Source organism: Stenotrophomonas sp. 99219_Sma (assembly GCF_056480785.1).
Genome location: NZ_CM151117.1, coordinates 1,270,501 through 1,285,050, shown reverse-complemented (window position 1 = coordinate 1,285,050; position 14,550 = coordinate 1,270,501). Strand labels below are relative to the sequence as shown.

At 61.7% G+C, this 14,550-nt stretch carries 11 protein-coding genes, 1 tRNA gene and 1 pseudogene; 5 read left to right on the top strand and 8 right to left on the bottom strand.

Translation table 11 applies throughout. The features are described from left to right. Positions 1-42 precede the first annotated feature (42 nt). From cyoD to cyoA, 4 genes are read right to left on the bottom strand one after another with little or no spacing between them, the layout of a single operon-like run. Positions 43-384, bottom strand: a complete 342-nt coding sequence (gene cyoD / locus ACZK13_RS05855; RefSeq protein WP_005408584.1) for a cytochrome o ubiquinol oxidase subunit IV — start codon at positions 382-384, stop codon at positions 43-45. Next, positions 384-1,022, bottom strand: coding sequence for a cytochrome o ubiquinol oxidase subunit III (cyoC, locus tag ACZK13_RS05850; protein WP_012510428.1), 639 nt, complete (start codon positions 1,020-1,022; stop codon positions 384-386). The genes cyoD and cyoC overlap by 1 nt, the downstream gene beginning before the upstream one ends. After that, positions 1,019-3,016, bottom strand: coding sequence for a cytochrome o ubiquinol oxidase subunit I (gene cyoB, locus ACZK13_RS05845; protein WP_049462341.1), 1,998 nt, complete (start codon positions 3,014-3,016; stop codon positions 1,019-1,021). Before cyoB ends, cyoC begins: the two co-directional genes overlap by 4 nt. A 2-nt stretch (positions 3,017-3,018) precedes the next feature. Continuing rightward, positions 3,019-4,059: a ubiquinol oxidase subunit II gene (gene cyoA / locus ACZK13_RS05840; RefSeq protein WP_032127566.1), complete on the bottom strand. Its 1,041-nt coding sequence runs from the start codon at positions 4,057-4,059 to the stop codon at positions 3,019-3,021. A 352-nt stretch (positions 4,060-4,411) separates the two neighbouring features. Here cyoA and ACZK13_RS05835 point away from each other — a divergent pair, with 352 nt between their 5' ends. Together ACZK13_RS05835 and ACZK13_RS05830 are read left to right on the top strand one after the other, a co-directional pair. Continuing rightward, entirely contained in the window at positions 4,412-5,032 is a 621-nt protein-coding gene (locus ACZK13_RS05835) for a GyrI-like domain-containing protein (RefSeq protein ID WP_253143255.1), read from the top strand. A gap of 28 nt (positions 5,033-5,060) precedes the next feature. Continuing rightward, positions 5,061-5,393 (top strand): hypothetical protein, encoded by a 333-nt coding sequence (locus tag ACZK13_RS05830; RefSeq protein WP_253143256.1) that lies wholly within the window; start codon positions 5,061-5,063, stop codon positions 5,391-5,393. 95 nt (positions 5,394-5,488) lie between these two features. Here the strand turns inward: ACZK13_RS05830 and ACZK13_RS05825 are convergent. Further along, a tRNA-Thr gene (locus tag ACZK13_RS05825) sits at positions 5,489-5,564 on the bottom strand. 561 nt (positions 5,565-6,125) lie between these two features. Here ACZK13_RS05825 and ACZK13_RS05820 point away from each other — a divergent pair. The 3 genes from ACZK13_RS05820 (at position 6,126) to ACZK13_RS05810 (ending at position 9,320) form a co-directional block, all read left to right on the top strand. Then, complete coding sequence (locus ACZK13_RS05820) at positions 6,126-6,542, top strand: hypothetical protein (RefSeq protein ID WP_253143257.1); 417 nt, start codon at positions 6,126-6,128, stop codon at positions 6,540-6,542. Between the two features lie 1,160 nt (positions 6,543-7,702). Next, positions 7,703-8,920, top strand: a complete 1,218-nt coding sequence (locus ACZK13_RS05815) for a chymotrypsin family serine protease (protein WP_253143258.1) — start codon at positions 7,703-7,705, stop codon at positions 8,918-8,920. Between the two features lie 97 nt (positions 8,921-9,017). Then, positions 9,018-9,320: an OB-fold protein gene (locus ACZK13_RS05810; protein WP_253143259.1), complete on the top strand. Its 303-nt coding sequence runs from the start codon at positions 9,018-9,020 to the stop codon at positions 9,318-9,320. 110 nt (positions 9,321-9,430) lie between these two features. Here ACZK13_RS05810 and ACZK13_RS05805 read toward each other — a convergent pair. The 3 genes and pseudogenes from ACZK13_RS05805 to ACZK13_RS05795 form a co-directional block, all read right to left on the bottom strand. Then, positions 9,431-10,138: pseudogene (locus tag ACZK13_RS05805) on the bottom strand (integrase core domain-containing protein). Positions 10,139-10,551: 413 nt separating this feature from the next. Further along, the gene (locus ACZK13_RS05800) at positions 10,552-11,556 is read right to left on the bottom strand and encodes a 2-hydroxyacid dehydrogenase (RefSeq protein WP_478482348.1); all 1,005 of its coding nucleotides are present in this window, start codon (positions 11,554-11,556) and stop codon (positions 10,552-10,554) included. Positions 11,557-11,653: 97 nt separating this feature from the next. Then, positions 11,654-14,527 carry an autotransporter domain-containing protein gene (locus ACZK13_RS05795; protein WP_478482347.1) on the bottom strand — a complete coding sequence of 958 codons (2,874 nt, stop codon included), beginning with the start codon at positions 14,525-14,527 and terminating at the stop codon, positions 11,654-11,656. Positions 14,528-14,550 lie beyond the last annotated feature (23 nt).

Here is a 14,550-nt window from a genome sequence, read left to right as displayed (position 1 = left end):
CGCCCGAGGGCGGCCTTTCTGCGTGGCAACGTCGCGAGGACGTCAGTGCATCATGTGCACGTTCATGTTGTGCATGACCCACAGGGTACCGACCACGATGATGCCGATCACCACCACGGTGAAGGCCGCAGCGTTGACGTTCCAGCGGCTTTCCGAAGAGCGGTCCAGGTGCAGGAAGAACACCAGGTGGACCAGCATCTGCAGCACCGCGGTGATCGCGATCACCACACCGTTGACGGTGCGCGAGAAGTCGCCCGACATCACCATCCAGAACGGGATGACGGTCAGCACCACCGCCAGCACGAAGCCGATCAGGTACGACTTCACGGTGCCATGGCTTTCGCCGCCGGTGCCGTGGTCGTGTGCATGGTTGTCATGTGCCATTACAGGGCTCCATTGAGGTAGACGACGGAGAACACGCCGATCCAGATCAGGTCCAGGAAGTGCCAGAACAGGCTCAGGCACGCCATGCGGGTCTTGTTGGTCGGGGTCAGGCCGTACTTCTTCAGCTGCACGAACATCACCAGCAGCCACAGCAGGCCGGCGCTGACGTGCAGCCCGTGGGTACCGACCAGGGCGAAGAACGCCGACAGGAAGGCACTGCGGTCCGGACCATAGCCCTGATGGATCAGGTGCTGGAACTCCCACACTTCCATGCACATGAAGCCGAAGCCCAGCAGCCAGGTGATGCCCAGCCACAGGTACATCTGGCCCATCTGCTTGCGGTGCATGGCAATCATGCCCAGGCCGAAGGTCAGCGAGGAGGTCAGCAGCAGCGCGGTTTCCCATGCCACGAACGGCAGTTCGAACAGGTCCTTCGCGGTCGGGCCACCATCGGTACCGCCGGCCAGCACCACGTAGGTGGCGAACAGCGAGGCGAAGATGAGGCAGTCGCTCATCAGGTACACCCAGAAACCGAAGACGGTGTTGCCGCCGGTGTCGTGGTGCTCGTGGTCGTCATGGCCATGGGCCGCCGCTTGCGCGGCGTGCCCGTGGCTCAGGGTCGAGGTATTGGTGCTCATGCCTTCAGCTCCGACTTCACCAGGCCCTGGTTTTCCAGGTGCTTGCGGTGTTCGTTCTCGATGCGTTCCACCTCGGCGGCCGGGACCCAGTAGTCCACGTCCTGGTCGAAGGTGCGGTAGATGAACGTGGCGATCATGCCGACGAAGCCGACGATGGCCAGCCACCAGATGTGCCAGATCATCGCGAAGCCGAACACCAGGCTGAAGGCACCGATGACCACGCCCGTGCCGGTGTTGCGCGGCATGTGGATGTCGGTGTACTTGGCCGGCTTCGGCCAGGCTTCACCACGCTGCTTGCGCTCCCAGAAATCGTCCAGCTCGGTGACTTCCGGCAGGCTGCCGAAGTTGTAGAAGGCCGGCGGCGAAGAGGTTTCCCACTCCAGCGTACGGGCATCCCACGGGTCGCCGGTCAGGTCGGCGGTCTTCTTGCGGTCGCGGATCGACACGGCCACCTGGATGATCTGGCACAGGATGCCGGCACCCACGATGAAGGCACCTGCGGCAGCGACCAGCAGCAGCGGCTCGTAGGCCGGGTTGACGGTGCTCTGCAGACGACGGGTCATGCCCATGAAGCCCAGCACGTACATCGGCATGAAGGTCACGTAGAAGCCGATGAACCAGCACCAGAACGCGCACTTGCCCCAGAACTCGTTCAGGCGGAAGCCGAACATCTTCGGCCACCAGTAGGTGATGCCGGCGAACATGCCGAACACCACGCCGCCGATGATGACGTTGTGGAAGTGGGCGATCAGGAACAGGCTGTTGTGCAGCACGAAGTCGATGGCCGGGATCGCCAGCATCACGCCGGTCATGCCGCCGATGGTGAAGGTGACCATGAAGCCGATGGTCCACAGCACGGGCGTGGTGAACTGCACGCGACCGCGGAACATGGTGAACAGCCAGTTGAAGATCTTCACGCCGGTCGGGATCGAGATGATCATCGTCGTGATGCCGAAGAAGGCATTGACGTTGGCACCCGAGCCCATGGTGAAGAAGTGGTGCAGCCACACGATGAACGACAGCACGCCGATGCAGGCGGTGGCGTAGACCATGCCCTTGTAGCCGAACAGCGCCTTGCGCGAGAAGGTCGCGATGACTTCGGAGAACACACCGAACGCCGGCAGGACCAGGATGTACACCTCCGGGTGACCCCAGATCCAGATCAGGTTGATGTACAGCATGGCGTTGCCGCCACCGTCATTGGTGAAGAAGTGCGTACCCAGGTAACGGTCCAGGGTCAGCAGCACCAGGGTGATGGTCAGCACCGGGAAGGCAGCGACGATCAGCACGTTGGTCACCAGGGCGGTCCAGGTGAACACCGGCATCTGCATCAGCTTCATGCTGGGGGTACGCATCTTCAGGATGGTGATGAAGAAGTTGATACCGCTCAGCGTGGTACCCAGGCCTGCGACCTGTAGACCCCAGATGTAGTAGTCCATGCCTACGCTTGGACTGTATTCGATGCCCGACAACGGCGGGAACGCCAGCCAGCCGGTGGCAGCGAACTCACCGATCCACAGCGACAGCATGATCAGCACCGCGCCGGACACGAACAGCCAGAAGCTGAGCGAGTTGACGAACGGGAACGCGACGTCGCGCGCACCGATCTGCAGCGGCACGGCCAGGTTCATCAGGCCGGTGATCAGCGGCATCGCCACGAAGAAGATCATGATCACGCCGTGGGCGGTGAAGATCTGGTCGTAGTGGTGCGGCGGCAGGTAACCCTCGGACCCGCCGACGGCGAGCGCCTGCTGGGTACGCATCATGATGGCGTCGGAGAAACCGCGCAGCAGCATGACGAAGGCGACGATGAGGTACATCACGCCGATCTTCTTGTGATCCACCGAAGTGAACCACTCCTTCCACAGATAGCCCCACAGCTTGAACTTGGTGATCAGGGCCATGACGCCCAGGCCACCCAGCACCGCGCCGACCAGGGTGGTCAGCACGATCGGATCGTGGGGGATCGACTCAATTGAGAGTTTACCCAACATGTTCATTCTCCCGAGCCCGCATGGCCGGCGTGGCCTGCGTGTTCGTGTTCGTTGGCATCCAGGTTTTCACCCGATTCCTTGGAATCATGCGCGTCACTGGGGGCATGGCCCTCGTGCGCTTCATGGCTGGCGGCATCGGCAGCGGCGGCACCGGCGTGTTCGTGCTTCATGCCGTAATGCTTGTTGTCGCCCATGTGCTTGGCGATGACCCAGTCGAACAGGCCTTCTTCGGTCTTGCCGAAGTAGGTGACCGGATACCACTCGGCGTTGCGTGCTTCACCCAGCGCCTTGAACGAGGCCTTGTCCAGGGTCTGCTCGCCGGCGCGGACCTGGTCCAGCCACTGGCGGTATTCGGCATCGGTGACCGAGTAGGCGGTGAAGTGCATCTTGGCGAAGCCCGCGCCGCTGTAGTGCGAGGACATGCCCGGGAATTCACCGGTCTCGTTGGCGATCAGATGGAGCTTGGTCTCCATCGCAGCCATCGAGTAGATCATGCTGCCCAGGTGCGGGATGAAGAACGCATTCATCACCGAATCGGACGTGATCTTGAAGTTCAGCGGCGTGTTGACCGGGAACTTGATTTCGTTGACGACCGCCACCTTCTCTTCCGGATAGATGAACAGCCACTTCCAGTCCAGCGAGATCGCCTCGATGGTGACCGGCTTGACGTCCGAATCCAGCGGCTTGTACGGGTCCAGTGCGTGCGACGAGCGCCAGGTCAGGACCGCCAGCACCAGCACGATCATGCAGGGAATGGACCACACCACCACCTCGATCGCCGTCGAGTGGGACCACTTCGGCTCGTAGCGGGCCTTGGTGTTGGAGGCGCGATACTTCCACGCGAAGGTCAGGGTCATGATGATGACCGGGATGACGACCAGCAGCATGAGCACGGTGGCCGTGATCAGCAGGGTCTTCTCATCCTGGCCGATCTGGCCCTTCGGACTGAGGATGGCCACCGCATCGCAGCCAGTGAGCATCACCAGCAACGACAGCAGCAGGCCCGGGCGCAACCAGCGCCCAAGGGTTTTCAACGGAATCATCGGTCGATCCAATTGCGAGGGAATGCCGTTCCCCGTCCTGCCTGTTCCGGCCAAAGCCGGTCCCACCGGTCCGGAAGACAGGTAGGGAGGTGGGGTCGAGTCAGCCTTTCAATTTTAGGCCGTCACCCACCATTTAAGAAAGGCATTGACAATGATCGAGCGCAGGAAAGGCCCGTTTCTGGCTGCGACACGTTGTCGCACCGCGCAACCGCGGCGGGCAGAACACCCGGGGGCGGCATCCTAGCATCGGGCGATGGCGGCTGCTCCGCCCGTGTTCGGCAAAGTCGCCTGAACATGTTCAGGCATGCCTGCGAAAGCAAGGCGTGGGATGCTCGGCACAGGAGGAAGGTGCATGGACAAGATCGACTTCAAGAAACGCGACCGGGCGCTGTACCAGCCACCGGCAGGCCAGTTCGTTCCGGTGCAGGTGCCGCCCCTGCCCTACCTGATGGTCGACGGCCACGGCGATCCGAATATCGCGCCAGCCTATCTGGAGGCGGTGCAGTGGCTGTACGCGGTGAGCTATGCACTGAAGTTCGCACTGAAGGCCGGGGGCCAGGACTACGTGGTGCCACCGCTGGAAGCCCTGTGGACCGCCGAGGATCCGTCGAGCTTTGTGGCTCGCCGCAAGGATGAGTGGAAGTGGACGGTGATGATCCGCACGCCGGACGGGATCAGTCCAGCGCAGTTGGAGGCTGCCATCGCCAAGGCGGCGAAGAAACTGGGCGACGTTCCGGCCAGCCTTCGCCACGAAGTTCTTGAAGAAGGCCTCTGCCTGCAGACCCTGCATGTGGGTGCCTACGATGACGAGGGTCCGGCCCTGGCCCATCTGCACGGCGAACTGATGCCTTCGCTGGGCTACGCCTTCGCCGGCCCCCATCACGAGATCTACCTGAGCGATCCGCGCAAGACCGACGCGGCGCGGTTGAAGACCGTGCTGCGGCAGCCGGTGCGCGCGCTTGGACCTGATTGAGGTTCGCGCTCATGACACAAGGAATGCCATGCGCCTGATCAGCCGACTGCTGCACTGGACCACCCTGCCCGCCGGGCGCCGGCTATTGGCCACGCTTGGGGCTGCGCTGGTGATCGTGCTGGCCTGCAATCCGGCGCTGTCGCCGTTGCTGCCGGTGGTGGATGCGCTTGGGCTGGACGTGCTGATGCTGTTGCTGGGTGCGCAGGTGGTGGCGGTACTGCCTTGGGTGCGGGAACGGGCCGCGCGCTGGACCAGAGTGCTCGCACGCCTGCTGATCGGCGCATCGGCGGGAGCAGCAGGTGGCTATCTCCGGCACCTCGCGTGGTGGCTGGCACGAGGCGCAGGGATGACGAGGCGTTGATGAAGGCTTGCAGCCTTCGGTGAGGTAGTAATCCAATGATCACCGGCGGGCGCAAACAAAAAGCCCCGACCAAGGCCGGGGCTTTTCATTACAACTGGTGCCGGAAACAGGAGTCGAACCTGCGACCTACGCATTACGAATGCGCCGCTCTACCAACTGAGCTATTCCGGCGGAGCTAGTCATTCTAGTAGGTGCCCGGCACTTTGGTCAATTGCCGGATTGCAAGGCCATGGGGATCTACTGCCCCTCAAGACTTCTGCGGCGATCGAGCCGAACGCCGGCAACGCTCCCGAACCCGCAAGCCGAACAAGCATCGACCGCGCACTGCACAAGGCGCTCCAATGGACATCAGCGTTGACCTTCAAAGGACACGCCCTCGTGAATCACCACTGGGTCTTCCCTTTCCAAGGGGACGACCGGATCTGCAACGCTGACGCCACGCATGACGCCAAACCACGGAGCGATGGGATCATTCGTCGGATGAAACACGGCCCTCAGGCGCACAGTTTTGTACCACTTGCCATTCAACCGAGACAGATCTCCCTCAAGAGCGGCGGCGTTGACTACTACATCATTGAGATATGACTGCTCATTCTGAAATTACTTACAAAAGTTGGTGGCCGCGACAAATTAGAAAGGGCCGGTGCATTCACCGGCCTTATCTTTTACACCCCTTGCCAAATCATGATTACCGGTGCAGTAAATCAGCTCATCCGCATCCAAGGGGGCATCATGAGCTACATCAAACAAAATGGCGACGTGATTATTTCAAGCGGCGCCGACACTCAAAACCTGCTTGCAGATGAAGCCCAACGCAGCGCGGGCGTAACCGCTGTGATGACTATCAAGAACGATCAGCAGGACGAAAAGCTCAAGAGGATGAAGGCTCGAAACGACTTGGACAACATCCAGAGATTGCAAGAAGCCCAGCGCGAAATCGCCAACCTTCGGTCACAGCTGGTGCAACTCCAAGCTCGTCATGACGTGATGCGTGACTTGGCGGCGGACATCTTGGTGACCGCTCGTGCTGCACCGCTGTCGCACGGCAGTTGGGACAGAAGCGGGCTGGAACCGGGGAAGGTCAAGATATTGAGCCCGACTTTGAAAAGTTCAGAGCAAATGAAAAGAACGCAATCAATTCCGACGTAGAACGCCAGAAAAACGCTTACCGAATTGTGGATGAGGTGGCAAGTGGCTGGCTGCACCCTGAGTCCACCCGCCGGCGCCGTCCGCCCAAGGAATGATGCATAGCGCTACTGGTCAAGCCAGCCTGGACGCCGGTAGAAGCGCCCGCGTCCGACAAGCTTATCCAACCGCGTAATTCTTTCGTGGCTGTTGTGCCGAGGGGCGCGCCGCCTGAATTCGGCCAGTGCCTCCCGTGCCGTCTCAATGTCACCCTGCCCCATGTACCACTCCACAATGTACGTAATGAACGATGCGTTGATTGGCTGGTACACGTCCGTCCCGCAACACTTCACCAAATCGGCCCGTTTCCATGCGGTAGGGGTTGAGGTCGTACTGCATTTTTGAGCCGTCAAAGCGACTTCAAAGATGACTGCAGCTGGCTTTTTGCTGCGGACCACAACGTAGTACGGGCGAATGGCCGTCTTCTTGTCGTTCTCTTCTTTGAGCGCGGCGTAGCCCATTCCACGGTGGAAGCTTGTTTGATTAAGCAGTCTTTTTTTTGTACACCTCTAGCATCTGCTCAAAGATGCTTTGAGCATGCGCTTCGGACATTCCGACCGCCAGGACAACCACGCGGTACTCGCCGCCCAACCGTTCTCGGACGAACCATTCCCAGGCAGTTCCACCGTTCTTCTGTCAAGCAAACGCGCCTCGACCGTACCCAGCGTAGAAAGGCACTCCATCTGCGCCCACGTGCAACCACGTATAGTCTTGGTGAAGTGAGGACCCGTCATCCACTGGGTTTGCGACACGCACGCTTCTTGGCCGTATGACGCGAGCAATGGGACATCAACGCTGATCCTGCTCACACCCGATGCCTTCGCTTGCGCCACGAGGTCTTCCACATCGACCAATTTGAACGCCACTGCGATCCCCCTCGTCGTTGTGCTTCGGAACGTCTACCTTTTCAGTTCGTCGGGTATGAGCGCAACCCCATACGAGCGACCACGGTCAACACCCCAGTGCTTTGCGCTGGAGGTGTTAAACACTTGGCTCCTACCCCGATGCCAAGAACATGGTCGCATGTGCGTCAAGTCTCGTTGTGTATGAGGAGACAGTGCTAGTGTCTCGGATCGAGGCGTTCACAAGCCTCGATGACTTGTTGCAAACTCAGGAGATGTCGCATGAAACGGAAGCTTCTAGGATGCTCCGCAGCACTTCTTGTATCCACCTGTGCTTTGGCGCAAGTGCCGAACGCTGACACGCAGGAAGGCAAGGAGATGCAGATTCAGGTTCACAGCTATATGAGTGAACACCCCTCTGTCTCGATAGATGACGCAATCACGCGCCTAGCGGTTCAAGGTGAGGTGATGTCGGATATTGAAGCGTTGCGTATCGAGTTCGCAGATCGTCTAACGGAACTGTCGATCAAAGACGCGCCAGATCAACACATCCTGGTGCAACTCAAAGGGCCCGATCCAGTCGCGGGTCGAACGATCACCACCGAGAGCGGGACGACCCGTGTGGTGTTCGAGGTTGGTCACAAGTACACCCAAGACGAGTTTTACGCGCTGCTTGCTCAGCACAGACCTCTTCTTCATAGCGCCATACCAGGCATCACCGGGACGACTGGATTCCCAGGCGAAGACCGGGTGCTGATCGACATAAAAGGAGACAGCGGCCAAGCAGAAGAGTTGAAGGATACAATCAAGAAGCTTGAAAGAGTCACCGGTCTCAAGATTGAAGTCCGGCCCAACATGCCGAAGTCAGTCAATGCGGAGTATGTTGTTGGCGGCGCCCCCCTCCAATCCAATAATAGCTACTGCACCTCAGGATTTCCGGTTATTCATAAGGCCACCGGACGAAGAGGTATCACCACCGCGGCGCATTGCCCCGACAATCTGATTTACGGAAACTACGCAACCGGCGCAGGGAAGTACACCGTGCCGCTGACATTCGTGGACCAGATCAATGATGCGAGCCACGACGTTCAGTGGCATACGGTGGGGTCACACACACCGCTCAGGGAGGTGTATGCCACCTCCACTTCGGATTACAGTAGGCGCCGCATCATGTACATGTGGACCAACGCTACTCAAGGCCAGAGCATGTGCTTCAGAGGCGTCACCAGCCAATACACCTGCGGAACTGTCGTGAGCATCAAGCACAATCCCGAGCTCGCATGCGGTCCAACCGGAAACCTTCCCTGCGCGAACGCGTGGATACGCATCGAAGGATCGTCGTTGGCGTGCGGATATGGAGATAGCGGTGCCGCTATCTTCTTCGGAGACAATGGATACGGCATTGTCGCTAAGGCAAGCCTGCAAGGGGGAAGCTGCAAGGGAGTCTCCGCAATGCCTTGGGGCGCAGTCAGCGCATTAGGGCTGGAGGCGGGCGGTTAGTCTCTCCGACGAAATGTCCGGCTGAGGATGCAGAGCCAGCATGCTCGGCCGGACGCCAACGGGCAGATCCTGAACACATGGGATTGCTGTGGGCTCTATGGTCCTGCTGACGGCCTACACCCGTGACGCTGCCGCTGCCGACAGGCGCTACAAGGACCAACGGCTGTGGGTCACTGGGGTGGTTGCCGAAGAGCCCGCCCTGTACCGCCGCCCACCTTCCCTGGCCTTTGAGGGCACAGGGATCCACGACCGGCCAGTGCCGGTGCTGGATCCGGCACGCAAGGCCGAACTGGCCGGTTTGCGCAGTGGGCAGTCTGTGACGCTCGATTGCCTGGGCAACGGGCACGTCTCCGGCATGCCGATGCTCAAAAGTTGCACGCTGGTTCAGCCAGCCCCCTGACCACTGCCGCTTGGGTTGTGGGTTGGGCACAGACCATAGACTTTAGACTTTGTGGTGGTTCTGACCCACCGCCAATTCCCGGTGCATTTCAAAGTAGAAAATCCGGCGTTCTAGGGCACCCTGGAGTTCGCATGGGACCCGTGTTTCAGGGCGAATTCCTCCGGGGTTTTCCATCCTAGTGCACTGTGGGGACGTTCCTCGTTATAGAAGCGCCGCCACCCTTCGATCTTGCTCCATGCGTCGGCCAGTGACAAGAACCAATGCTCATTCAGGCACTCCTGCCGAAGGCGACCGTTGAAGCTTTCTACAAGCGCGTTGTCTGTCGGCGTGCCGCGTCGGGAAAGATCCAGCTCCCCCTGTTTTCATAAGCCCAACAATCCATGACCTTCCGGCGAACTCGCTGCCGTTGTCCACCTTGATTGCGCCCGGCGATCCTCGCTGGGCTGCCAATCTTGTCATTGCCTCCGCCACATGCTCCCCGCGTAGCGACTGGTCCACGACGATAGCAAGACACTCATGCGTGCCGACCCAGGTGCGTCGCTGGGCAGGCCTCAGAGCTTTTCTGTGACCACCTCCTGCAACATGGCTTTGTCCAGGCTGAGATCAGCAACCAATTGCTTGAGCTTTCGGTTTTCCCCTTCCAGCAGCCTTAAACGTTTCAATTCCGAAAGGCCAAGCCCACCATACTTTTTTCGCCATACGTAGAAAGTGGCCTCGGCAATACCCATTTTCCTGCAGCTCTCGCCTACTGCCGTTCCCAGCTCCGCCTGCTTCAGCGCATAGGCAATCTGCTCCTCGGTGAAACGCGACTTCTTCATGCCTGAATCCTCGTTTGTCACGGGGCCCAATGCTGCCGACGTCTCTACTTTCGCCTGCACCAGTTTTCTGGGGGTGGGTCATGTCCGGATCCGCTTGTTGTACTCCGTGTGGGGAGTCAGAGGACTCCTTGCGCAGGCCGGCCACGCGACGCCAACCAGTACTGCCCCCAACAACAACTGCTGCTGCCAGTTACGCATGGAACATCCCTTTGTCCAAATGCGTCGGCAATCACCAGACGTCCGGCAAGCCATCGGCGTGTGCTGGCGTCATGTTCCGGCCGGAAAACAGCCGCGCCGTCCCTTGCGCCCCGTGTACCACCGAGGGCACAAGCCCCCTCGCGACAGCATCATATGATGTTCACCCAAAGTGAATATCTCTGGCAGGCTGGATGGGGTCCACGCTCGCAGCGTACCTACGCCGCCTCTACCCGGTTGGCGCACACCCGCCCGGCCGCGAAATCCTGCAGGTTCCCCAGCGTGATCGCCGAGATCTCCTGCAGCGCCTCCACGGTGAAGAAGCCCTGGTGGCCGGTCACCAGCACATTCGGGAAGGTCATCAGGCGCTGGAAGGCCTCGTCGTCGATGATCTCGCCAGACAGGTCCTGGAAGAACAGCGCGCTTTCCTGCTCGTACACGTCGATGGCCAGATGACCCAGCCGGCGTGACTTCAGCGCGCAGATCACCGCATGGGTATCGACCAGCCCGCCACGCGAGGTGTTGACCAGCATCGCGCCCGGCTTCATCCGGGCCAGTGATGCATCATTGATCAGGTGATGAGTCTCAGGCGTCAGCGGGCAATGCAGCGACACGATGTCGGCACGCGCCAGCAGTTCATCCAGCCCGACCATTTCGCCGATACCGCCGAACGCGGGTGACGGATAAGGATCGTGCCCCAGCACGGTGCAGCCCATGCCGTTGAAGATGCGCGCGGTGGCCAGCCCGATCTTGCCGGTACCCACAATGCCAACCGTGCGGCCATGCAAGGTGCGTCCGAGCAGGCCATCGAGCATGAAGTTGCCCTCGCGCACGCGGTTGTAGGCGCGATGAGTCTGCCGGTTGAGGGTCATCACCAGCGCCAACGCATGCTCGGCCACCGCCTCCGGGGAATAGGCCGGTACGCGTGCGACGAACAGATCCAGCGCTTTCGCGGCTGCCAGGTCCACATTGTTGAAGCCGGCACAGCGCAGCAGTACGGCCCGCACGCCCATCGCATGCAGGGCGTGCAGCACCGGCGCATCCAGGCGGTCGTTGACGAACACGCATACGGCTGCGCAATCCTGCGCCAGCGCGGCCGTGTGCACGTCCAGCGCCACATCGAAGTACACGAACGCAAAGCCGTCCCCAGCCGCATCGCGCTGGTTCGCCTCATCAAGGAAACGACGGTCGTAGGGACGGGCACTGAAGACGGCGATCTGCATGGACGGGCCTGGGTGGAATGGCATACCGACCATACCGCAGCAGCACCCGCGTTGGGATGGCACCGGCGATGCCGTCATCGCCGGTGCCGGGTGCCACTTAGAACTTGTAGCCCAGGCCCAGCATCACGCCGTTCTGGATCTGCCCGTCGCGGCGCTCACCCACGTAATCGGCCATGATCGACAGCCGCTCGCTGGCACGGCTGGTCACACCCAGGTTCCAGGCCAGCACCTGCTCGCCCACCGCCTGGCTGCTGGCGCCGAACACCAGATCCGGTGCCGCGGCGAAGCCGGTGCTGTAGCGGGCCTGCGAATCGCCCAGTTCCTTCTGCCAGACCACCCGGGCGCGCGGGGTGATGCGCTCGCCGTTGTTGCCTTCAAAGGTCTTGAACAGCTGCAGACCCGCACCCACGCGGATGCTCTCCAGGCTGCCGCTGCGGCCAACCAGCGCACCGGCGCCCTGCCCTTCGTTGAAGCGGGTAGCCGAGGTGCGCGCGTAGTCCACCACCGGCAGCAACGGCTGGATCACCAGGCCCTTGGCGGTGGTGAAGGAGAACGCATGTTCCACCCGTGCGGAGATCGCATCGTTGCTGTACTTGGCGCGCAGTGGCTGCTGCAGGCCATCAATGCCGTTGATGCTGCGACGCGTATCGTGGCGCAGATCGGTGTAGCGCACGGCCGCCGACAGATAGCCGCGCGCGTACGTCGCATCGAGGTAGCCGCCCACGTCCAGCGCACGCACGTCACCGGTGAAACCAGAGCCATCGCTGGCCTTGGTCGACATGTCCGCCGCGGCCACGCTGACGCCCAGGGTCACGCGGTCATCGGCCACGCGGGTATCGGCACCGACCACGATGCCACCGATGGTGTGGCTCAGGCCGGCCACGCCACCGTCAGCATCGATGCGACCATGGCTGGCGAAACCACGTGCCCAGATGCCGTGGCTGCGTCCAGCGTCACCGCTGCCCGCAACGCTGTCCGACGCCGGCTCGACCAGGTGCATCGCCAGCTGGTTGAACAGGCTGCCATGGCGCATGCCCGGCTGGGAGGAGACCGACTGCGCCACCTGCGAGGCCAGGCCATCGGCATCACCGCCGCTGCGCATGGCCGACTGGTGCTGCTGCACGACGTTGCCGATACTGCCCACCAGCGCGGTGTCGGCCAGTCGCAGGCTGGCGTGCGCATCACCGCGCAGGGCACCGGCCTGTTGTGCGATCACATCGCGGTCGGCGAACTGCAGTGCGCCCAGCAGCGATCTCAGTCCCTTGTCCTGGCGATCGGAGGCGGTCGCCAGCGCGCGGCCCAGGCCGTCGCCGGACGTACCGTTGGCAAACAGGCCCAGCTGGTCGAAGCCCGGGTTGGCGGTCAGCCACAGGCCATCGGCCGTCTGCTTCACGTTGAAGCTGAGCAGTGAATTGTGGCGCGGGCGGAACACTTCACCGGCAGTGATGCTGGCACTGTATCCGGCGTCCCCCAGCCGCACGACATCCTGGAAGCCCCCCTGGTAGATCGGCCCTTCCACCAGATCGCGGCGGTAGGCACCGGCATAGAAGCCCTGGGCCACATTCAACGCAAGGTGTGCGCCCTGCGCGATCACCAGCGCGCCCTCCTCGGTGCCGCCGTCGTAGAAGCTGCCGACGCGCAGGCGGCCACTGCCGGTACCACCGGCTTCGGTAACATCAAACAGCACCTGGCCGCCGGGCATGATGTTGACGTAGCCGTGGGTCACCAGATCCCCACCGCGCGGCATCAGCGTGCCGAACACGCGCAGGCGGTTGAAGCCATCTTCGCGGTAGGACGGGCCGGTGCCATCCAGCAGCGCATCGCTGTCGGTGCCGACCGATGCGATATCACCGTGGCCGACCACGATGCTGCCCGGCATCACCCGCAGCTCGGGGGTGCGCAGCGCACCACCCTCCAGTGCGATGGTGCCGTTGTCCACCAGAATGAAATCGGCGCCGGTGGTTTCAGCAGTGCGCCAGGTGGCGCCATTGCTGACACGGATCACGCCGGCGGAGTTGGCCAGGGTCGAGGCATCCAGATCGGCCAGCCGCAGCTGGCCGCGCAGTTCATCCTGGAGGTCGGGGTCGGCGAGCAGCTGCTGCAACGACTGCGCGCCGATACCGTTCGCCCCCCGCGTGGAGAAGTTGTACAGGCTCACCGCATAGTTGATGTAGGTGCTGGCCCAGTCGGTATTCCAGCGCGCGAAATCGTCGTCGACGAAGGCCTGCAGCTGGCGCGCGGTGCGCAGGTAGCCCGGGTTGATGTCGCCGCTGACGTTGCTGGTGACACGAAGGGTGTCACCCGGATCGCGATAGCCCGCCGTGTTGATGATGCTGTTGCTGCGGATGTCCTGGCCCGGGAATGACTCCAGCTTGCTCCCACTGCCATCCGGATCGAAGGTAACCGACGTACCCGTGGTACGCGCCGGGTCGCGGAATACCAGCAGGCCATTGGGCTGCACCACTTCATACATGGCCTTGTGCAACAGGCCCGCATCCATGCCACCGCCGTAGTTGCCTGTGTAGATCTGGGTCATGCGCGGCGACGGCGCATAGGTGATCCTGCCACCACTGCTGGCGGCATGGATCTGCACCGAGTCGACCAGCGGCAGATCGCCGCCGAGGTAACGGTTGACGCCACCGGACTGCATGATCGAGCAGGACGAAATGCAGTGGCCGGACACGATGGTGTCCAGGCCCTGGGTACGGATCACCGCCTGCAGCCACTCGCCGGCAATCAGCGCGCCACCGTTGGACGTTCGCAGCACGACTTCGCGGATCGGACGGCCTTCAGCCTGCGCCTTGGCCAGCAGTGCGGGCAGCGCCACCACATCGGCGACGGTGACGCCGCCGCTGAGGAAGACGCGATCGTCCTGCACGTGATAACTCATTGCCATGACGTCATCCACCACGGATATGGCGGCAACGCCCATCAGCCCGGCCAGGGCCAGGCTCAACTTCGAATACTTCATGCGTTCTCTCTCCACCCGCAACA

Coding starts and splice junctions, on each gene's coding strand:
- ACZK13_RS05800 (WP_478482348.1), bottom strand. CDS start 11,556: ATGCAGATCGCCGTCTTCAGTGCCCGTCCCTACGACCGTCGTTTCCTT.
- cyoA (WP_032127566.1), bottom strand. CDS start 4,059: ATGATTCCGTTGAAAACCCTTGGGCGCTGGTTGCGCCCGGGCCTGCTG.
- ACZK13_RS05820 (WP_253143257.1), top strand. CDS start 6,126: ATGAGCTACATCAAACAAAATGGCGACGTGATTATTTCAAGCGGCGCC.
- ACZK13_RS05830 (WP_253143256.1), top strand. CDS start 5,061: ATGCGCCTGATCAGCCGACTGCTGCACTGGACCACCCTGCCCGCCGGG.
- ACZK13_RS05815 (WP_253143258.1), top strand. CDS start 7,703: ATGAAACGGAAGCTTCTAGGATGCTCCGCAGCACTTCTTGTATCCACC.
- cyoB (WP_049462341.1), bottom strand. CDS start 3,016: ATGTTGGGTAAACTCTCAATTGAGTCGATCCCCCACGATCCGATCGTG.
- cyoD (WP_005408584.1), bottom strand. CDS start 384: ATGGCACATGACAACCATGCACACGACCACGGCACCGGCGGCGAAAGC.
- ACZK13_RS05795 (WP_478482347.1), bottom strand. CDS start 14,527: ATGAAGTATTCGAAGTTGAGCCTGGCCCTGGCCGGGCTGATGGGCGTT.
- ACZK13_RS05835 (WP_253143255.1), top strand. CDS start 4,412: ATGGACAAGATCGACTTCAAGAAACGCGACCGGGCGCTGTACCAGCCA.
- cyoC (WP_012510428.1), bottom strand. CDS start 1,022: ATGAGCACCAATACCTCGACCCTGAGCCACGGGCACGCCGCGCAAGCG.
- ACZK13_RS05810 (WP_253143259.1), top strand. CDS start 9,018: ATGGTCCTGCTGACGGCCTACACCCGTGACGCTGCCGCTGCCGACAGG.